Genomic DNA, 18,390 nt, shown 5'->3' on the forward strand with positions numbered 1-18,390 from the left:
GATGGGTTCAGTGGCTTTTGCGGATTAAATAGCGGTACGGCAGGGCTTCGGTTTCCTGCGCCACCAGTTCATGCTCCATAAAGAGGCAAAAACCGGGAATATCGCGGGTAGTCGCCGGGTCGTCGGCAATGATCAGCAGGGTCTCGCCCACCGGCATGGTACGCACGGTTTTACGCACCATCATCACCGGCTCCGGACAGCGGAGCCCAAGGGCGTCCAGCGTATGGTCAGGACTGGAGAAAAGTTCGCTCATTTTTATCTCACTTCAACAAAACGGCCCTAGTTTACCCCCACTTCGCCAGTACGCAAGCCAGGTTAACGTTTGCGCGAAAAACAACCATTGCATTACGCTCTCAACGCAGTATCATGCAGCCGTTTTTAATTGGGTTCCCTCACCCCAACGTTCCGCTCCCGATTCCTGCATTGATATGAAGCATGACGGGCATAAAAAGGTCACAATATGAATCCCTTTACTACCGTACAGCGTAAGAAAGCGCTCGTCTGGCTTTCGCTATTTCATCTGCTGGTGATCACCTCCAGCAACTATCTGGTCCAGCTGCCGATCTCCATTTTTGGTTTCCATACCACCTGGGGCGCGTTCAGTTTTCCCTTTATTTTTCTCGCCACCGATCTGACGGTGCGCATTTTTGGCGCCCCGCTGGCGCGACGCATCATCTTCGCGGTGATGATCCCGGCGCTGATTATTTCCTATGGCATTTCGGCGCTGTTTTATATGGGCGAGTGGCAGGGCTTTGCCGCGCTGGGCACCTTTAATCTGTTCGTCGCCCGTATCGCCGCCGCCAGTTTTATGGCCTATGCGCTGGGGCAAATTCTCGACGTCCACGTCTTCAACCGCCTGCGTCAGAATCGTCGCTGGTGGCTGGCGCCGACGGCGTCGACCCTGTTCGGTAACGTCAGCGATACCCTGGCCTTCTTCTTCATCGCCTTCTGGCGCAGCCCGGATCCGTTTATGGCCGCCCACTGGGGGGAAATCGCCATCGTCGACTACTGCTTCAAAGTACTTATCAGCATCGTCTTCTTCTTGCCGATGTACGGCGTGCTGTTGAATATGCTGTTGAAAAGACTGGCGGATAAATCTGATTTGTCGGCATTGCAGCCAGGTTAAAGGTACTCGCTAACGGTTGTGATAAGATAACCGGATGAGCCGTTAATGGCCGTTTATCGAAAGGAAGATGTCAATGCGCAATTTGGTTAAATATGTCGGTATTGGCCTGCTGGTTATGGGGCTTGCGGCCTGTGATAACAGCGATTCAAAAGCGCCGACCGTCGGGGCAGCAGCAGAGAGCAACACCAGCGGCCAGGCGATTAGCCTGCTGGATGGTAAACTGAGCTTCACTCTGCCGGCAGGTATGGCCGACCAGAGCGGTAAGCTCGGCACCCAGGCCAACAATATGCACGTCTATTCCGACGCCACCGGACAGAAAGCGGTGATTGTGATCGTCGGCGACAGCACTAATGAAGATCTGGCGGTGCTGTCCAAACGTCTGGAAGATCAGCAGCGCAGCCGCGACCCGCAGCTGCAGGTCGTGTCTAACAAATCGATTGAGATCAAAGGCCACACCTTACAGCAACTGGACAGCATTATTTCCGCCAAAGGGCAGACCGCATGGTCCTCCGTGCTGCTCGGTAAAGTCGATGACAAACTGCTGACCCTGCAGGTCACTCTGCCAGCGGACAACCAGCAACAGGCGCAGACCGAAGCAGAAAGCATCGTCAACACGCTGGTCATTAACTAATTTTATTGCCCTGATGCAGCGGCCTCCGGTTCAACCACCGGGGGCCGTTTTTTTAACCGCCAGCCCAGCAGTAGCGCCGCCATCACCAGCCCTGCCGCCGCCAAATAAATCGTTGGTATCCCGGTCCACGCCATCAAAAGACCGGCCAACGGCCCGGTCACTCCCAACGACAAATCCATAAATACGGTATAGGTCGCCAGCGCCGAGCCCTGATTGTGCTGCGGTACTGCGTTTACTGCGACTACGCCGAGCGCAGGGAAAACCAGCGAGAACCCCGCGCCGGTGAGGAAAGTCCCGACCTTCGCCATCAGCGGCGTCAGTGCAAAGCCCACCAGCAGCAGGCCAATAACCTCCACGCTAAAACAGAGCATTGCCACGTTCAGGCCGCCGAGGCGGTTAATACCGTTGGGAAAAAGCAGCCGCGTGCCGACAAACGCGCAGCTGAACAGCGTTAACGCAAAGGCCGCGCCGTCCCAGCCTTTTGCGTCATAAAACAGGGTAATAAAGGTCGCGATAACCCCAAAGCCGGCAGAAGCCAACGCCAGCGCCATGCCGTAAGGCCAAACCCGGCCCAGCACCGCGCGAAATGACATCGCTTTCCCTTTCGTTGCCTTCACCGCCGTTCGCGGTAGCGCGCAAATGATAGCCACCAGAGCAACCGCCATAATGACCATCGCCAGGCCGCTGAGGCCAATATATGAATAGCACAGCACGCCCAGCGGCGCGCCCATCGCCATCGCGCCGTAGGTCACAATGCCGTTCCACGAAATCACCCGCCCGATATGCAGCGAGCCGACAACGCCTACACCCCATAGCGTCGAGCCCGTGCCGGCGAAGCTCTGGCCAATGCCGAGGATCGCTCGTCCCAGACATAACAGCAGCAGACTCAGCAACGGCCAGCCGCTACTCCAGGCCGCCAGCAGATAGCTCAAACCACTCAGGAAACAGCCGCAAAGGCCGAAAACGACAATCTTTTTCGGTCCAAGCAGATCGGCGTAGCGCCCGGCGTGCGGTCGGCTCAACAGCGTGGCGAAATACTGCAGACTAATCACCAGCCCGGCCCAGAAGGCGCTAAACCCCATCACATCGTGAACGTAGCCTGGCAGAACCGCCAACGGCAGGCCGATAGTGAGATAGCTGGCAAAGTTAAAAATTACGACGGAGACAATCCGCAGATTGAGGCGCAGTCCACTGAGCGCCGGTTCGGCGACGGGTTCAGGCATTAGGTTCCACCAAATTGATACGACACGCTTCACTATTACCACGACGTGTACAGAAAAGCAGCCCTTAGCCGCAATATTACCCTGGCAATAAATCAACGGCGATTGGCGATTTAAAATGCGTAAAATTAAGACATAACTTACCGATTATATTCATTGATTAAGCGGAGTTAATTTACTTATACTTCACCCCGCAGCGTACCTGCGCCGTCGCTTTATCCGAAAATCAGCATTCCTATAACATTAGGATATTTATTTGTCACATTTTTAAAGTAAAACAAATTAAATAAACAACCTGAATAAAAACACGACATCACGACGATATTATTATTTTTGACATTGACCTAAGTATTTTCTCAACAAATATATCGATAGGGAGTATTCATGAAAAAGGTTATTCATTGGATTGTTGCCGCCACGGTTGTCGGCGCGCTGGCGGGTTGCGCGCGCACTGCGCCGATTGAACAGGTCCAGACTACGGTTAGCGCGGGTCATACCGAAGCTCAGGTCAAGAATGCTATTCTCCAGGCGGGTATTCAACGTGAATGGATTATGTCCGATGCAGGTCCTGGCGTTATCAAAGGGCATTTGCAAAACCGAGCCCACTCCGCGGATATTAAAATTAACTACTCAGCAACAAGCTATTCTATTAATTACGTGAGCAGCCTTAATCTAATGGCTTCCGGCGGAAAGATTCATAGAAACTATAATCGCTGGGTGCACAATCTCGATAAAGATATTCAGGTTACCCTCGCCGCTAATACGGCGTTGCAGAAGTAACTCCTCAACGGGCCAGTATTGGCCCGTTCCCCTCTCATTGATTGAAAAAGGTTGTGCCGAACGTGTACCAACAGGACTCTCTTAGCGCACTGGATGCTATCACGGAAGCGCAACGCATCGCTTTCGCCCCTATGCTCTTTCAAACCGCGTTATGTCTGCGTAACTCAGGCATCCTGGATTATCTCGATCGGCAAGGTAAACGCGGCGCGACCCTTGAAGCAATTAGCGAAAATTGTGAGGGAAATGAATATGCTGTAGGCGTTTTGCTGGATATGGGATTAAGCGGGCGTATTGTTACCTATAAAGAAGAACGCTATTACCTCGCTAAAGTGGGACATTTCTTACTCCATGATACGATGACCCGTGTAAATATGGATTTTACTCAGGACGTTTGTTATCAGGGATTATTCTTTCTGGAAAATGCGTTACAGGAAGGTAAACCATCTGGTTTAAAAGTTTTTGGTGAGTGGCCAACGATTTACCCGGCATTATCGCAACTTCCGCAAGCGGCACGTAAAAGCTGGTTTGCTTTCGATCATTACTATTCCGACGGTGCCTTTAGCGCCGCGCTGCCACATGTATTCGCCAGCCGGCCCGCAACCCTGTACGATGTCGGCGGAAATACCGGTAAGTGGGCGCTACGCTGCTGCCAGTATGATGAAAATATCGCGATTACGTTATTAGATTTGCCACAACAAATTGCGCTGGCCCGCGAAAATATAGAAAATGCGGGCCTTACCCATCGCATTGACTGTCATGCTGTGGATATGCTGAGTGACGCCCCCTTACCAGGAGAGGCGGATATCTGGTGGATGAGCCAGTTCCTTGACTGCTTTTCCCCGGAACAAATTATCACGCTACTCAGTAACGTCGCGCAGGTCATGAAACCCGGCGCGCGCCTGTGTATTCTGGAGCTGTTCTGGGATGCGCAAAAGTTTGAAGCAGCATCATTTAGTCTGAATGCGTCTTCGCTCTACTTTACCTGTATGGCCAACGGCAACAGTCGTTTCTACAGCGTAGAGAAGTTTTATCGCTATCTGGAAATGGCGGGTTTCCGGGTAGAACAACGTCACGATAATTTGGGCGTTGGACATACCTTGTTGATATGTCAGAAAAATAATTGATTTTTCGCGGACGCGTGTAGATGACATTTTCATTTAACATAGTTGATTGGCAGGCCTTCGCGCCTGGAGTCAGTGGCACCGAGCAGTGGCAACGGTGGTCACAGCATTTGCACGCCATCGATCCAGCCGCAGCGCCGGCCAAACTTAGCGAATTACCGATGATGACCGCCCGCCGACTTAGCTCCGGCAGCAGGCTAGCCGTGGAGTGTGGGCTGGCGATGCTGCGCCGCCATGCGATCGATGCTGTGCTCTATACCAGCCGTCACGGTGAACTAGAGCGTAACTATCGGATCCTCCACGCCCTGGCGATGGAGCAGGCGGTCTCGCCTACCGATTTCGCCTTGTCGGTACATAATTCCGCCGTCGGTAATTTGACGATTGCGGCGAAAAAAACCATTGCGTCGTCATCCCTTTCTGCCGGTCGCGATACTTTCCAGCAGGGTTTATATGAAGCGATGGCTCTACTACAGGCGGGCTATCAGCGCATCTTGATGGTTGATTTCGATGGTTTTCTGCCGGAGTTTTATCACTCGCAGCTACCACCAACGATGCCAACCTGGCCCTACGCGGTGGCGTGGGTCATTGAAGCGGGAAGCGAATGGCAGTGTAAAGCACAACGCCATGATGCAGTCGAAGAGACTGCGCTGCCGCAAAGCCTGTTGTTTTTACAGTATTATTTGCAAAATGCGCGCGCATTCACGCTACCAGGAGAACGCGTGCAATGGCAATGGAGCCGTTCATGAACGCGCTTCTGTGTCGGCTCAATCGGCTCTGGCGCGCGGCAATGACCGGTGTTTGTTTCGCGCTGTTTGGCCTTGGCGGGCTGCTGCTCTCTGTCGTCTGGTTCAATCTATTGCTGGTCCTGGTGCGCGATAAGGCCCGACGCCGCCGTATAGCACGGCGCAGTATTTCGCTCAGTTTCCGCTGTTTTCTCGGCGTGGTAAAAGGCGTCGGCGTACTCGATTACCAGATCAAAGGACGCGATATTTTACATCAGGAGCGCGGTTGCCTGGTGGTCGCTAATCATCCCAGCCTTATCGACTACGTGATGCTGGCCTCGGTGATGCCGGAGACCGACTGTCTGGTGAAAAGCGCGTTGCTGAAAAACCCATTTGTCAGCGGCGTGATCCGCGCGGCGGATTATTTAATTAACGATCGGGCCGATGCCCTGCTCCCGGCCAGCCGGCAGCGCTTACAGCAGGGCGATACTATTTTGATTTTCCCGGAAGGAACCCGAACGGTGCCGGGGGAAAAAATGCAGCTGCAGCGCGGCGCGGCCAATATCGCCGTGCGCTGCGGCAGCGACTTGCGCGTCGTCATCATCCGTTGTACCGAGCATATGCTGGGTAAACAGAGCAAGTGGTACGACGCGCCGCGAACGAAGCCGTTATTTACCGTCGAAGTCGGAGAACGGCTGCGGATAGACCAGTTTTACGAGGCAAATAAACAAGAACCGGCGCTGGCCGCACGGCAGTTAAACCGGCATATTTTGCTTAAATTAGAATCAGGCACTACACCTGAAACAGGAATTAATGATGCAAGCGCTTTATCTTGAAATTAAGAATCTGATAATCAGTACATTGAACCTGGACGAGTTGTCCGCAGATGATATCGACACCGACGCCGCGCTGTTTGGCGATGGCCTGGGTCTGGACTCCATCGATGCGCTGGAGCTGGGGCTGGCGGTGAAAAATCAGTATGGCGTGGTGCTGTCGGCTGAAAGCGAAGAGATGCGCCAGCACTTCTTCTCCGTCGCCACGCTGGCATCATTTATTCAAGCGCAGCGTGCCTGAGGAGAACCGTCATGACCGAACAACAAGCCATTTACGAAGAAGTCTCCTCGCTGCTGGTGAAGGTATTTGAAATCGATCCGCAGGATATTAAACCTGAGGCCCGCCTGTACGAAGATCTCGAACTGGACAGCATCGACGCCATCGACATGATCGTCCATCTGCAAAAGAAAATCGGTAAGAAAATCAAGCCAGAAGAGTTTAAAACCGTACGCACCGTGCAGGATGTCGTCGATGCGGTAGAACACTTACTGAAAGAAGCGTAATTCACCGTGTCGGGCATCCGCTCGCTGCCGGTCGTTCCGTTAATGACAGGGGTAATGCTGCTGGCCTGGCCGTTTTTAGTCTGGTTTGGCCTGGCGCATAACAGTCTGCAATGGTTACTACCGTTAATGGCGCTACTGCTGTTTTTACGCTTTCGCCAGACCCGGCGACAGGCGGGGCCGCTGAACGTGGTCACTCAGGTCGTAGCGGCAACCGGCATGACGCTGTGCATTGCCAGCTATCTGCTAAAAACCCATCAGTTGCTGCTGTTTTATCCGGTGGTAGTGAACACTGTGATGCTGGCAGTGTTTGGCGGCTCGTTGTGGTCAAGCATGCCGATAGTCGAGCGCCTGGCGCGGCTGCGGGAACCGGCTCTTCCTGAACGTGCGGTGCGTTACACCCGCCGGGTTACCCAAATCTGGTGCGCCTTTTTCGTTGGCAACGGCGGTATTGCGCTATTTACCGCGCTGCATGGCGACATGTCGCTGTGGACGGCCTGGAACGGCATGATTTCCTATCTGCTAATAGGGATGTTGATGGCCGGCGAGTGGCTGGTGCGTCAGCGGGTGATTAAACGAGATAAACCATGATGCAGCCCCTCACGCTGGCCCAGTGGCTCAGCGCCCCGCGCCCGCCGCAAACTCTGATTGCGTGGCAGGAAGAGCGCCGCTGGACGCTGGCGCATCTGCGCTACGATGTCGCTCATTTGCTTTCCTGCTTGCAACAGCAGCCAGGCGAGCGCTGGGCGCTCTGTTTTGACAACAGCTACCTGTTTATGGTTGCGCTGTTGGCCACGCTGCATGCGGGGAAAACGCCTGTGCTCCCTGGCCATAGCCGAGCGTCGCTATTAAACGAACAGCGGGCGCTTTTCGACGGCATATTGAGCGATAAGGCGCTGGCGTGGCGCGGGCCGGTACAGGTTGTGCATTCCGCCATGACGACCGCCCCCCACGAATACGCCTTCCCGGCGATCGGCGATAATGCCGGCATTGAGCTGTTCACTTCCGGCTCGACCGGCGAACCGAAGCGGATTATTAAACCCGTTAATAGTCTCGACCGCGAAGCGGCGTTATTAGCTGCGCACTATGCCGGACGCCTGGCAGATATCAGAGTAGTGGCATCGGTCGCGCCACAGCATTTATATGGCCTGACGTTCCGCCTGTTCCTGCCAATGGCGCTGGGTTTGCCGCTGCACGCGGCGATGATTGAGTACGCCGAGCAGTTGGCGGCATTAAGCCATGATCATCATTATTTGTTTATCAGCAGTCCGGCTTTCCTCAAACGTCTCGATCGCCAGTTGCCCCCACCACCGGTCACGATGATTTTGTCCGCCGGCGGCAAGCTGCTCTGGCAGGATGCGATGCAAACCGCCAGCTGGCTTGCTGTCTGGCCGGATGAAATCTACGGCAGCACGGAAAGCGGGGTTATCGCCTGCCGTCAGCGCCTGCAGGATGACACGCCATGGCAGCCGTTCACCGGCATCCGTTTTCAGCCGTATGGCGACACATTCCGTCTTTTTTCGCCGCTAATCGCCGACGATAACGGCCTGGTTGTCGATGACATTCTGCAATTCAATGAAAGTGGTCAATTCCAGCTGGCAGGTCGTCGCGACCGGGTGGTTAAAATTGAAGAGAAGCGCATTTCACTAAGCGAAGTGGAACACCGATTACTGGAGCTGGATGGCATTCTTGAGGCCGCCGTCGTGCCGATTACCCGCGGCAGCCGCCAGAGCGTTGGCGCGTTGTTAGTGCTGGACGACGATACCCGCCGCCGCTGGGGGAAAAGCCAGGAATTACAGTGGCGTAAAGCGCTGCGCGCCTTGCTGGAGCCTGTGGCTATCCCTCGTTACTGGCGGGTGATTGACGAGCTCCCCGTTAACAGCATGAACAAGCGTGTCTACGCGCAATTACAGGAGTTATTTCGTGAAGCCCCATGAAATTGAGCGCCGTCAGCCGCAAGCCGATCGGGTTGAAATCGTGCTATATCTCGATCCGGCGCTATTCTGGTTTCGCGGCCATTTTGCCGTGCAGCCGCTACTACCCGGCGTCGCGCAGATGGACTGGGCGATGCATTACGCCACCACGCTTCTGGCCCCCGGCTGGCGTTTTCACAGCGTTCAGAACGTGAAGTTTCAGTCGCCGCTATTGCCGGACACAACCGTTACGCTCGCCCTCAACTGGCAGGAAGCGCGCCAGACTCTTACGTTTAGCTATCTGCGCCACGACGGCGAAGCGCGACATACCGCCAGCAGCGGGAAAATTCGCTTATGCCGTTAGATTTCTCTCCCTGCGTGCTGATTCCCTGCTATAACCACGGCGCAATGATGCCGCAAGTGCTGGCGCGCCTGCAGCCCTTTGGCCTGCCTTGCATCGTGGTGGACGACGGCAGCGATACCAGCACGCGGCAGCAGTTGGATCGGCTGGCGGCGGAAACTGCCAATCTGACCCTAATCCGCTTACCTCGGAACGCAGGCAAAGGCGCTGCGGTGATCCATGGACTACAGGCCGCTGCGGAAGCTGGGTTCAGCCACGCGGTGCAGGTCGATGCCGATGGTCAGCACGCCATCGAAGATATTCCGCAACTGTTGGCGCTGGCGCAGGCCCATCCCGAAGCGTTAATTTCCGGGCAGCCGATTTACGACGACTCCATCCCGCGTTCGCGCCTGTACGGGCGCTGGATAACCCACATCTGGGTATGGATTGAAACGCTATCACTGCAGTTGAAAGACAGCATGTGCGGCTTTCGCGTCTATCCGGTGATGCCAACGCTGCGGCTGGCGCAGCGCGTGACGCTCGGCCAGCGCATGGATTTCGATACCGAAGTGATGGTGCGCCTCTACTGGCAGGGGAACACCAGCTACTTTATTCCGACCCGCGTGACCTATCCACCGGACGGTTTGTCGCATTTTGATGCCTTCAAAGATAACTGCCGCATCTCGCTGATGCACACGCGTCTGTTCCTCGGCATGCTGCCGCGGATCCCCTCCCTGCTGTTTCGCCGCGCCTCGCCGCACTGGGCGCGCCAGCAGGAGGTAAAAGGATTATGGGGAATGCGCCTGATGCTGCTGGTGTGGCGACTGCTGGGGCGCAAGGCATTCTCGTTGCTGCTTTATCCAGTAGTCGGTGTGTACTGGCTGACGGCCGCGACGGCGCGCCGCGCGTCGCAACAATGGATAACCCGCGCGCGCGAACAGCTCTCCGCGCGCCAGATGCCGATACCGCCAACCCTGACCAGCTACCGGCACTTCCTGCGCTTTGGCGAGGCGATGCTGGATAAAATCGCCAGCTGGCGCGGCGAGTTACAGTTTGGTCGCGACGTGGTCTTTGCCGCAGGCGCCGAGGAGACGCTAAATATTAGCGACCCGCGAGGAAAACTACTGCTGGCCTCGCATCTCGGCGATGTCGAAGCCTGCCGCGCGCTGGCGCAACTGCAGGGCAGCAAAACCATCAACGCCCTGGTGTTCAGCGAAAACGCGCAACGTTTTAAACAAATTATGGCGGAGATGGCGCCTCAGGCCGGGCTGAACCTGATGCCGGTGACCGATATCGGCCCGGAAACCGCCATGCTGCTGCAAGAAAAGCTGGATCGCGGCGAATGGATCGCTATTGTCGGCGACCGTATTGCGGTTAACCCGCAGCGCGGCGGTGAATGGCGCGTCTGCTGGAGCCGTTTTATGGGGCAAGCCGCCCCCTTTCCACAAGGGCCGTTTATCCTGGCAGCCATTTTGCGCTGCCCGGTTAATTTGATTTTCGCCCTACGCCAACAGAGCAAACTACGCATTTACTGCGAACCGTTCGCCGATCCGCTGCTGCTGCCGCGCGCCGAACGCCAGCAGGCATTGCAACACATCATCGACCGCTACGCCGAACGGCTGGAACACTACGCGCTGCAGTCGCCGCTCGACTGGTTCAACTTTTTCGATTTCTGGCATCTGCCGGATCCCAAAGACAAGGAGTAAAGGGTGCTTAACGATCCCCGTTTTACTGCTGAAGTAGAGCTGACAATTCCGTTTCATGACATCGATATGATGGGTGTCGTGTGGCATGGCAACTATTTCCGCTACTTCGAAATTGCCCGTGAGGCGCTGCTTAACCAGTTCAACTACGGCTACCGGCAGATGAAAGATTCTGGTTATTTGTGGCCGGTGGTCGATACCCGCGTGAAATACCGCGACGTTATCACCTTCGAGCAGCGCATTCGCGTCCGCGCGCGGATAGAAGAGTTTGAGAACCGTCTACGCATTGGCTACGAAATTTTTGATGCCGATAGCGGCAAACGTACCACCACCGGCTACACCATCCAGGTCGCGGTGGACGAAAATAGCCGCGAGATGTGTTTCGTCAGCCCGAATATCCTGTTTGAACGCATGGGGGTCACACCATGAGATTACTGCTGCTGTTAGGGCTGTTTATCAGCCCGTTGGTCAGCGCCCTGACGCTTGATACCCTGCAACAACGTTTTACCGAACAGCCGGTGGTGCGCGCCCACTTCGATCAAGTTCGCACGATTAAGGATCTGCCGCAGCCGCTGCGATCCCAGGGACAGATGTTGATCGCCCGCGATAAGGGTTTACTGTGGGATCAAACCTCGCCGTTCCCAATGCAGCTGTTGCTGGATGACAAACGGATGGTGCAGGCAATTAACGATCAGCCGCCGCAGACCATCACCGCTGAAAACAACCCGCAGATGTTCCAGTTCAACCATTTGCTACGCGCGCTGTTCCAGGCGGATCGTAAAGTCCTGGAAGAGAACTTCCGCGTAGAATTTGCCGATAAAGGCGAAGGCCAGTGGACGCTGCGCCTGACGCCCATCACTACGCCGCTGGATAAGATTTTTGCCCGCATCGATTTGACCGGAAAAACCTATCTGGAGCATATTCAGCTCAACGACAAACAAGGCGATCGCACCGATATTACGCTTTCCCAACATCAACTGACGCCAGCGCAACTGACCGATGATGAACGCCAACGCTTTGCCGCCCAGTAAACGCCCTGCGCTGTTATGGGCTATCGTCTGCCTGATCCTGGCGGGCGCGCTGCTGGCGCTGCTGCCGCAGGCCCGGCTTAACAGCAGCGTACTGGCTATGCTGCCGAAGCAGACGCTTGGCGCAATCCCACCTGGCCTGAACGACGGTTTTATGCAGCGTCTTGACCGCCAACTGGTGTGGCTGGTCAGCCCCGGTAAACAGGCCGATCCGCAGGTGGCCCGCGACTGGCTGCGGCTGCTGCAAACATCGAAAGCGCTGGCCGAGGTAAAAGGCCCAATGGATGCTGAGAGCCAGCAGGCCTGGGGCGCGTTTTTCTGGCAACATCGTAACGGTTTAATTGACCCCGCTACCCGCGCGCGCCTGCAAAACGGCGGCGAAGCGCAGGCGCAATGGATCCTCTCGCAGCTCTATTCGGCATTTTCCGGCGTCAGCGGCAAAGAACTGCAAAACGATCCGCTGATGCTGATGCGCGGCTCGCAGCTGGCGATGGCGAAAGGCGGCCAGCGGATGCAGCTGCAGGATGGCTGGCTGGTGACCAAAGACGCCCAGGGCAACCTCTGGTATCTGTTGCATGGCGAACTGGCGGGTTCCTCATTCGATATGCAGCAGACGCACCGGCTGGTCACTACGCTCGGCGAGCTGGAGAAGCAGTGGAAAACGCAGCATCCGCAGGCGCAGCTATTGTCACGCGGCACCGTGTTCTACAGCGATTACGCCAGCCAGCAGGCCAAACAGGATATCTCCACCCTTGGGGTAGCCACCCTGCTTGGCGTGATCCTACTGATTGTGGCGGTATTCCGCTCCCTGCGCCCACTGCTACTGTGCCTGCTCTCCATTGCGATCGGCGCGCTGGCGGGCACCGTCGTCACGCTGCTGCTATTTGGCGAACTGCATCTGATGACTCTGGTGATGAGCATGAGCATCATCGGCATCTCCGCCGACTATACGCTCTATTATCTGACCGAACGGATGGTGCATGGCGCGGAATTAACCCCGTGGCAAAGCCTCGCCAAAGTGCGTCATGCGCTGCTGCTGGCGCTGCTCACCACCGTGGCGGCTTATCTGATTATGATGCTGGCTCCCTTTCCGGCGATTCGCCAGATGGCGCTATTCGCGGCGGTCGGCCTGAGCGCCTCATGCCTGACGGTAATTTTCTGGCATCCATGGCTATGCCGGGGGCTCCCCGTGCGCCCGGTGCCGGCGATGGTGTCGCTGTTGCGCTGGCTCGCCGCCTGGCGGCGCAATAAAAAGCTGTCCATCGGCCTTCCCGTTGCGCTGGCGCTGTTGTCGCTGGCGGGGCTCGCGACGCTGCGGGTGGATGATGATATTTCGCAGCTCCAGGCGCTGCCGCAGGATATCCTGGCTCAGGAAAAAGCGATTACCGCGCTCACCGGACAAAGCGTCGACCAGAAGTGGTTTGTGGTTTACGGCGAATCCGCCCAGCAAACGCTGGAGATCCTGGAGAGGTTTACCTTACAGCTGGAACATGCAAAAACCGATGGATTAATCAGCGGATATCGCGCTATTCCGCTGAATTCACTCAAACGCCAGCAGCAGGATTTAACGTTACTGAAAAATGCAGCGCCTGCGGTAGCAAAAGCGTTACAAAACGCCGGAATGCCAGCAGTAAATCCCGAGCTCAGCGCCATGCCGGTAACGGTCGATGACTGGCTTGCCAGCCCGGCCAGCGAAGGCTGGCGGCTGCTGTGGCTGACGCTGCCGGATGGCGAAAGCGGCGTGCTGGTACCGGTTGAAGGCGTGAGAAACAGCGCAGAGGTGGGCATGCTGAGCGAGCTGTTTCCTGGTGGTATAGCATGGGTAGATCGTAAAAGCGATTTCGACCAGCTGTTCGCGCTCTACCGCCATATTTTAACCGGGCTGCTGGGCGTTGCGCTGGCGGTGATTGCCTGTGGCGCCGTTATCCGCCTTGGCTGGCGCAAAGGGCTAATAAGCCTGGTGCCGTCCGTATTGTCGCTGGGCTGCGGGCTGGCGGCGCTGGCGCTTAGCGGCCACCCGGTTAACCTGTTCTCCTTGCTGGCGCTGGTGCTGGTACTGGGCATCGGCATTAACTACACGCTGTTTTTCAGCAACCCGCGCGGCACGCCGCTGACATCGCTGCTGGCGGTCACGCTGGCAATGATGACCACCTTATTGACGCTTGGCATGCTGGTCTTTAGCGCCACTCAGGCCATTAGTAGTTTTGGTATTGTTCTGGTAAGCGGCATTTTCACCGCCTTCCTGCTTTCGCCGCTGGCGATGCCGACCAAAAAAGAGAAAAAAAGACGATGATAAGACCATCATTCTGGCGCGCCTTCGCGCTACTCGCCGCCTTATTACTGGCCGGCTGCAGCCATTCGCAGCCGGAGCCGAAAGGCCGTCCGCAGGCGTGGCTGGAACCGGGTACGCGCGTCACGTTGCCGCCGCCTGGCATCTCGCCGGCCATAGACTCGCAGCAGTTACTCACCGGCAGCTTCAACGGCCAAACCCAGTCGCTGCTGGTCATGCTTAATGCCGATGATAAAAAGCTCACGCTGGCGGGCCTGTCGTCCGTCGGTATCCGTCTGTTCCTGGTGACCTATGATGAAAGAGGGCTGCGCGCGGAACAGTCGATGGTGGTTCCGCAACTGCCGCCAGCCAGCCAGGTACTGGCCGACGTGATGCTCAGCCACTGGCCGGTTAGCGCATGGATGCCGCAGTTGCCAAAAGGGTGGACGTTGACCGACCGCGGCGACAAACGCGAACTGCGTAACGCGCGCGGGAAGCTGGTCACGGAAATCACCTATATCAACCGCAAAGGCAAGCGCGTGCCGATAAGCATCGAACAGCACGTCTTTAAATACCACATCACCATTCAATACCTGGGTGACTGAGATGATCTACATTTCTGCCGTCGGCATGATTAACGCGTTGGGGCGCGATAATCATGAAATCGCCGCCAATCTGGTTCGCGGTATCGCGCCAGGCATGCGCCCGCGCGAGGGGTGGCTACAGGGACATCCGCAGGCGGTTTTCGCAGGCGTGGACGGCGAATTACCCGCCATTCCCGATACCTTTAGCGCCCATCGTTCGCGCAATAATCAGCTGCTGCTGGCGGCGCTGGCGCAAATTCAGCCGCAGGTGGATGACGCCATCGCCCAGTACGGGCGGGAGCGCGTTGCCGTGGTACTTGGCACCAGCACCTCGGGGCTGGATGAGGGCGACGCGCACGTCACTTCGACCCTTAGCGGCGCGGAAAGCGCGGCCTGGCAATATCCGCAGCAGGAGCTGGGAGACCCATCGCGTTTTCTCAGCCACTGGCTGGCGCTGGATGGCCCGGCATTTACGCTGTCAACCGCCTGCTCCTCCAGCGCCAGAGCGATTATCAGCGGGCGCCGACTGATTGAAGCCGGGCTGGCGGATGCGGCGATTGTCGGCGGCGCGGATACCCTCAGCCGTATGCCGATCAACGGTTTTCACAGTCTGGAGTCGCTCTCCACGACCCTGTGCCAGCCGTTTGGCCGCGATCGCTGCGGCATCACCATCGGCGAAGGGGCGGCGCTGATGCTGCTGACCCGCGAACCGCAGCCTGTCGCGCTGCTGGGTATCGGCGAGTCCAGCGACGCCTGGCATATTTCCGCCCCGCATCCTGAGGGAGAAGGGGCAATTCGCGCTATCCAGCAGGCGCTGGACGATGCGGGCATCGCCCCTGAACAGGTGGGCTATATCAACCTGCACGGCACCGCCACACCGTTGAACGATCGGATAGAGTCTCACGTCGTCAACGCGCTATTTGGCGAGCAGGTGCCATGCAGCTCCACCAAACATCTGACCGGGCATACGCTGGGCGCGGCGGGGATCACCGAAGCCGCCATCGGCATGCTGATCCTGCAACGCAATCTGCTGCTGCCGGCGCAGGACTTCAGCCAGTCGCCGCGCGACGCGACCCTTCCGCCGTGCGGGATTATCGAACGTCCCCTACCGTTGCCGCGGCCGATTATCCTGTCGAACTCGTTTGCCTTTGGCGGTAATAACGCCAGCATTCTGCTCGGGAGCATTTAATGAGCCACTACTTATCGCCCGGCGCTTATCTACCGCACAAGCCGCCAATGCTGCTGCTGGAAGAGGTCGTCAATGTCACCGACGAAACCGCTACCTGCCGGGTCACGGTCTCGACCCATGGCGTCCTGGCGCCGTTTATTGATGCCGAGGGCAATCTCCCCGGCTGGTTCGCCCTGGAACTCATGGCACAAACCGTTGGCGTCTGGTCCGGATGGCACCGCCAACAGCGGGGGCAAACGTCCATCGCACTAGGTATGGTGCTTGGCGCACGCGAGTTAGTCTGCGCGACAGGATGCCTACCTGGCGGCAAGGCGCTGTCCGTTACCGTGAAGCTGTTAATGCAGGACGAGCGTTTCGGCAGCTTCGAATGCGCCATTACGGCAGGCAATGAAGAACTGGCAAGCGGGCGGGTCAATACCTTCCAGCCGACGCCAACAGAACTTAACACCCTATTTCAACAAGGAGCGTCAGAATGAGTCGTTCAGTTTTGGTCACCGGCGCCAGTAAAGGCATCGGTCGCGCTATCGCCCGTCAGCTGGCGGCAGATGGCTTTGTCGTAGGCATCCACTATCATCGCGATGCGTCGGGCGCACAGCAAACGCTGGAGGCGATTACCTCGGCTGGCGGCTCGGGTCGTCTACTGAGTTTTGATGTCGCCAACCGCGCGCAGTGTCGCGAAGTGCTTGAGCAGGATATGGCCGAACACGGCGCATGGTACGGCATTATCAGCAACGCCGGCATCGCCCGCGACGGCGCCTTCCCGGCGCTCGGCGAGGATGACTGGGACGCGGTGATCCACACCAACCTCGACAGTTTCTACAACGTTATTCATCCGTGCATCATGCCGATGATTAGCGCGCGTCAGGGCGGGCGTATCATCACGCTATCTTCCGTTTCCGGCGTCATGGGCAACCGCGGCCAGGTCAACTATAGCGCCGCTAAGGCGGGGATCATCGGCGCCACCAAAGCGCTGGCCATTGAACTGGCGAAACGCAAAATCACCGTGAACTGCATCGCCCCGGGGCTTATCGATACCGGGATGATCGAAATGGAAGAGGCTGCGCTAAAAGAGGCGATGTCGATGATCCCGATGAAACGCATGGGACAGGCGGACGAGGTCGCGGGGCTTGCTAGTTATTTAATGTCGGATGTAGCGGGATATGTTACCCGGCAGGTCATTTCAATCAATGGAGGGATGTTATGACACGTCGTGTGGTCATTACCGGGATGGGCGGCGTCACCGCCTTTGGCGACAACTGGCAGGATGTTTCGGCGGGGCTGCAGAGATATAAAAACGCCGTGCGCGCCATGCCGGAGTGGCGCATTTACGACGGATTGCATACGCTACTGGGCGCGCCGATCGATGATTTCACCCTTCCGGCCCACTATACCCGTAAGCGTATTCGCGCGATGGGCCGCGTGTCGCTACTTTCTACCCGCGCCACTGAACTGGCGCTCGAGCAGGCCGGGCTTATCGACGATGCCGTGCTGAGCAACGGCGAGACCGGCATCGCTTACGGCTCGTCAACCGGCAGTACCGGCCCGGTGAGCGAGTTCGCTACCATGTTGACGGAAAAGCACACCAACAATATTACCGGCACCACCTACGTGCAGATGATGCCCCATACTACCGCGGTTAATACCGGGCTGTTTTTCGGTCTGCGCGGCCGCGTTATTCCGACGTCAAGCGCCTGTACTTCCGGTAGCCAGGCGATCGGTTACGCCTGGGAAGCCATTCGCCACGGTTATCAAACGGTGATGGTCGCCGGCGGCGCAGAAGAGCTATGCCCGTCGGAAGCCGCGGTATTCGACACCCTGTTCGCCACCAGCCAGCGTAATGAACAGCCCGACCTCACCCCCGCCCCGTTCGATGAACAGCGCGATGGGCTGGTGATAGGCGAAGGCGCCGGTACTCTCATACTGGAAGAGCTGGAGCACGCCAAAGCGCGCGGCGCGACTATTTACGGCGAAATCATCGGCTTCGCCACCAACTGCGATGCCGCGCATATCACCCAACCGCAGCGCGAAACCATGCAGATCTGCATGGAACAATCGTTAAAAATGGCGGGCTTAAGCGCCCGGGATATTGGCTACATTTCGGCCCACGGCACCGCGACCGACCGCGGCGATATCGCCGAAAGCCAGGCGACGGCGGCGATTTATGGCGACAATGTGCCGATCTCCTCGCTGAAAAGCTATTTCGGCCATACCCTTGGCGCCTGCGGGGCGCTGGAGGCGTGGATGAGCCTGCAGATGATGCGCGAGGGCTGGTTCGCGCCTACGCTGAATCTGCATAATCCGGATGCTAACTGCGGTAATCTTGACTACATCATGGGCGAATCGCGCAAGATTGATTGTGAATTCCTGCAGAGCAACAACTTCGCCTTCGGCGGCATTAACACCTCAATCATTATTCAGCGCTGGCCGTAA

Annotated in this window: 22 protein-coding genes; 20 read left to right on the forward strand and 2 right to left on the reverse strand. The window is 57.1% G+C overall.

Translation table 11 applies throughout. The annotated features are described in order from the left end of the window. Positions 1-7: 7 nt before the first annotated feature. A complete protein-coding gene (tusA, locus tag PGR10_RS20120; RefSeq protein WP_015703711.1) occupies positions 8-253 on the reverse strand; it encodes a sulfurtransferase TusA in 246 nt (81 codons plus the stop codon). Positions 254-460: 207 nt separating this feature from the next. Here tusA and PGR10_RS20125 point away from each other — a divergent pair, with 207 nt between their 5' ends. Together PGR10_RS20125 and PGR10_RS20130 are read left to right on the forward strand one after the other, a co-directional pair. Further along, complete coding sequence (locus PGR10_RS20125; RefSeq protein WP_213317318.1) at positions 461-1,126, forward strand: 7-cyano-7-deazaguanine/7-aminomethyl-7-deazaguanine transporter; 666 nt, start codon at positions 461-463, stop codon at positions 1,124-1,126. Between the two features lie 73 nt (positions 1,127-1,199). Further along, positions 1,200-1,757 (forward strand): DcrB family lipoprotein, encoded by a 558-nt coding sequence (locus PGR10_RS20130; RefSeq protein WP_045397026.1) that lies wholly within the window; start codon positions 1,200-1,202, stop codon positions 1,755-1,757. Positions 1,758-1,759: 2 nt separating this feature from the next. Here PGR10_RS20130 and PGR10_RS20135 read toward each other — a convergent pair whose 3' ends face one another. Continuing rightward, a complete protein-coding gene (locus PGR10_RS20135) occupies positions 1,760-2,980 on the reverse strand; it encodes an MFS transporter (RefSeq protein WP_430923998.1) in 1,221 nt (406 codons plus the stop codon). Between the two features lie 381 nt (positions 2,981-3,361). Between PGR10_RS20135 and PGR10_RS20140 the strand changes: the two genes are divergently transcribed. The 18 genes from PGR10_RS20140 to PGR10_RS20225 all read left to right on the forward strand — a co-directional run bounded on the left by PGR10_RS20140 (position 3,362) and on the right by PGR10_RS20225 (position 18,390). After that, positions 3,362-3,757, forward strand: a complete 396-nt coding sequence (locus PGR10_RS20140) for a hypothetical protein (protein WP_113373969.1) — start codon at positions 3,362-3,364, stop codon at positions 3,755-3,757. Between the two features lie 62 nt (positions 3,758-3,819). After that, positions 3,820-4,881, forward strand: a complete 1,062-nt coding sequence (locus tag PGR10_RS20145; RefSeq protein WP_123273284.1) for a methyltransferase — start codon at positions 3,820-3,822, stop codon at positions 4,879-4,881. Between the two features lie 20 nt (positions 4,882-4,901). After that, entirely contained in the window at positions 4,902-5,624 is a 723-nt protein-coding gene (locus PGR10_RS20150; protein ID WP_430923999.1) for a beta-ketoacyl synthase chain length factor, read from the forward strand. Further along, a complete protein-coding gene (locus PGR10_RS20155; protein ID WP_213317322.1) occupies positions 5,621-6,436 on the forward strand; it encodes a lysophospholipid acyltransferase family protein in 816 nt (271 codons plus the stop codon). Before PGR10_RS20150 ends, PGR10_RS20155 begins: the two co-directional genes overlap by 4 nt. After that, positions 6,417-6,674: a phosphopantetheine-binding protein gene (locus PGR10_RS20160; protein ID WP_045397051.1), complete on the forward strand. Its 258-nt coding sequence runs from the start codon at positions 6,417-6,419 to the stop codon at positions 6,672-6,674. The genes PGR10_RS20155 and PGR10_RS20160 overlap by 20 nt, the downstream gene beginning before the upstream one ends. Positions 6,675-6,685: 11 nt before the next feature. Further along, complete coding sequence (locus PGR10_RS20165) at positions 6,686-6,937, forward strand: acyl carrier protein (RefSeq protein WP_047047899.1); 252 nt, start codon at positions 6,686-6,688, stop codon at positions 6,935-6,937. 6 nt (positions 6,938-6,943) lie between these two features. Further along, the gene (locus tag PGR10_RS20170; protein WP_087859032.1) at positions 6,944-7,525 is read left to right on the forward strand and encodes a hypothetical protein; all 582 of its coding nucleotides are present in this window, start codon (positions 6,944-6,946) and stop codon (positions 7,523-7,525) included. After that, complete coding sequence (locus tag PGR10_RS20175; RefSeq protein WP_113373972.1) at positions 7,522-8,871, forward strand: acyl-CoA synthetase; 1,350 nt, start codon at positions 7,522-7,524, stop codon at positions 8,869-8,871. The genes PGR10_RS20170 and PGR10_RS20175 overlap by 4 nt, the downstream gene beginning before the upstream one ends. After that, entirely contained in the window at positions 8,858-9,211 is a 354-nt protein-coding gene (locus tag PGR10_RS20180; RefSeq protein WP_087859030.1) for a hydroxymyristoyl-ACP dehydratase, read from the forward strand. Before PGR10_RS20175 ends, PGR10_RS20180 begins: the two co-directional genes overlap by 14 nt. Beyond that, positions 9,202-10,893, forward strand: coding sequence for a glycosyltransferase family 2 protein (locus PGR10_RS20185; protein ID WP_113373973.1), 1,692 nt, complete (start codon positions 9,202-9,204; stop codon positions 10,891-10,893). The genes PGR10_RS20180 and PGR10_RS20185 overlap by 10 nt, the downstream gene beginning before the upstream one ends. Positions 10,894-10,896: 3 nt before the next feature. Next, positions 10,897-11,319 carry an acyl-CoA thioesterase gene (locus tag PGR10_RS20190; RefSeq protein WP_113373974.1) on the forward strand — a complete coding sequence of 141 codons (423 nt, stop codon included), beginning with the start codon at positions 10,897-10,899 and terminating at the stop codon, positions 11,317-11,319. Then, positions 11,316-11,921 carry an outer membrane lipoprotein carrier protein LolA gene (locus tag PGR10_RS20195; RefSeq protein WP_430924000.1) on the forward strand — a complete coding sequence of 202 codons (606 nt, stop codon included), beginning with the start codon at positions 11,316-11,318 and terminating at the stop codon, positions 11,919-11,921. Before PGR10_RS20190 ends, PGR10_RS20195 begins: the two co-directional genes overlap by 4 nt. Beyond that, a complete protein-coding gene (locus PGR10_RS20200; RefSeq protein WP_430924001.1) occupies positions 11,890-14,211 on the forward strand; it encodes an MMPL family transporter in 2,322 nt (773 codons plus the stop codon). Before PGR10_RS20195 ends, PGR10_RS20200 begins: the two co-directional genes overlap by 32 nt. Beyond that, positions 14,208-14,792 carry a DUF3261 domain-containing protein gene (locus PGR10_RS20205; protein ID WP_271032820.1) on the forward strand — a complete coding sequence of 195 codons (585 nt, stop codon included), beginning with the start codon at positions 14,208-14,210 and terminating at the stop codon, positions 14,790-14,792. The genes PGR10_RS20200 and PGR10_RS20205 overlap by 4 nt, the downstream gene beginning before the upstream one ends. Position 14,793: 1 nt before the next feature. Further along, positions 14,794-15,960, forward strand: coding sequence for a beta-ketoacyl-[acyl-carrier-protein] synthase family protein (locus PGR10_RS20210; protein WP_430924002.1), 1,167 nt, complete (start codon positions 14,794-14,796; stop codon positions 15,958-15,960). Beyond that, complete coding sequence (locus PGR10_RS20215) at positions 15,960-16,436, forward strand: 3-hydroxy-fatty acyl-ACP dehydratase (protein WP_430924003.1); 477 nt, start codon at positions 15,960-15,962, stop codon at positions 16,434-16,436. Before PGR10_RS20210 ends, PGR10_RS20215 begins: the two co-directional genes overlap by 1 nt. Next, entirely contained in the window at positions 16,433-17,164 is a 732-nt protein-coding gene (locus PGR10_RS20220) for a 3-ketoacyl-ACP reductase FabG2 (RefSeq protein WP_430924004.1), read from the forward strand. Before PGR10_RS20215 ends, PGR10_RS20220 begins: the two co-directional genes overlap by 4 nt. Further along, positions 17,161-18,390, forward strand: a complete 1,230-nt coding sequence (locus PGR10_RS20225) for a beta-ketoacyl-ACP synthase (RefSeq protein WP_213794159.1) — start codon at positions 17,161-17,163, stop codon at positions 18,388-18,390. The genes PGR10_RS20220 and PGR10_RS20225 overlap by 4 nt, the downstream gene beginning before the upstream one ends.

The sequence above is a fragment of the Klebsiella sp. 141198 genome (assembly GCF_050600785.1).
Lineage (GTDB): Bacteria > Pseudomonadota > Gammaproteobacteria > Enterobacterales > Enterobacteriaceae > Klebsiella > Klebsiella aerogenes.

What these genes read in the sequence shown, in the direction of transcription:
- tusA (WP_015703711.1), bottom strand. Translation starts at nt 253, where the DNA reads ATGAGCGAACTTTTCTCCAGTCCTGACCATACGCTGGACGCCCTTGGG.
- PGR10_RS20125 (WP_213317318.1), top strand. Translation starts at nt 461, where the DNA reads ATGAATCCCTTTACTACCGTACAGCGTAAGAAAGCGCTCGTCTGGCTT.
- PGR10_RS20130 (WP_045397026.1), top strand. Translation starts at nt 1,200, where the DNA reads ATGCGCAATTTGGTTAAATATGTCGGTATTGGCCTGCTGGTTATGGGG.
- PGR10_RS20135 (WP_430923998.1), bottom strand. Translation starts at nt 2,980, where the DNA reads ATGCCTGAACCCGTCGCCGAACCGGCGCTCAGTGGACTGCGCCTCAAT.
- PGR10_RS20140 (WP_113373969.1), top strand. Translation starts at nt 3,362, where the DNA reads ATGAAAAAGGTTATTCATTGGATTGTTGCCGCCACGGTTGTCGGCGCG.
- PGR10_RS20150 (WP_430923999.1), top strand. Translation starts at nt 4,902, where the DNA reads ATGACATTTTCATTTAACATAGTTGATTGGCAGGCCTTCGCGCCTGGA.
- PGR10_RS20155 (WP_213317322.1), top strand. Translation starts at nt 5,621, where the DNA reads ATGAACGCGCTTCTGTGTCGGCTCAATCGGCTCTGGCGCGCGGCAATG.
- PGR10_RS20160 (WP_045397051.1), top strand. Translation starts at nt 6,417, where the DNA reads ATGCAAGCGCTTTATCTTGAAATTAAGAATCTGATAATCAGTACATTG.
- PGR10_RS20165 (WP_047047899.1), top strand. Translation starts at nt 6,686, where the DNA reads ATGACCGAACAACAAGCCATTTACGAAGAAGTCTCCTCGCTGCTGGTG.
- PGR10_RS20175 (WP_113373972.1), top strand. Translation starts at nt 7,522, where the DNA reads ATGATGCAGCCCCTCACGCTGGCCCAGTGGCTCAGCGCCCCGCGCCCG.
- PGR10_RS20185 (WP_113373973.1), top strand. Translation starts at nt 9,202, where the DNA reads ATGCCGTTAGATTTCTCTCCCTGCGTGCTGATTCCCTGCTATAACCAC.
- PGR10_RS20195 (WP_430924000.1), top strand. Translation starts at nt 11,316, where the DNA reads ATGAGATTACTGCTGCTGTTAGGGCTGTTTATCAGCCCGTTGGTCAGC.
- PGR10_RS20200 (WP_430924001.1), top strand. Translation starts at nt 11,890, where the DNA reads ATGATGAACGCCAACGCTTTGCCGCCCAGTAAACGCCCTGCGCTGTTA.
- PGR10_RS20205 (WP_271032820.1), top strand. Translation starts at nt 14,208, where the DNA reads ATGATAAGACCATCATTCTGGCGCGCCTTCGCGCTACTCGCCGCCTTA.
- PGR10_RS20210 (WP_430924002.1), top strand. Translation starts at nt 14,794, where the DNA reads ATGATCTACATTTCTGCCGTCGGCATGATTAACGCGTTGGGGCGCGAT.
- PGR10_RS20215 (WP_430924003.1), top strand. Translation starts at nt 15,960, where the DNA reads ATGAGCCACTACTTATCGCCCGGCGCTTATCTACCGCACAAGCCGCCA.
- PGR10_RS20220 (WP_430924004.1), top strand. Translation starts at nt 16,433, where the DNA reads ATGAGTCGTTCAGTTTTGGTCACCGGCGCCAGTAAAGGCATCGGTCGC.
- PGR10_RS20225 (WP_213794159.1), top strand. Translation starts at nt 17,161, where the DNA reads ATGACACGTCGTGTGGTCATTACCGGGATGGGCGGCGTCACCGCCTTT.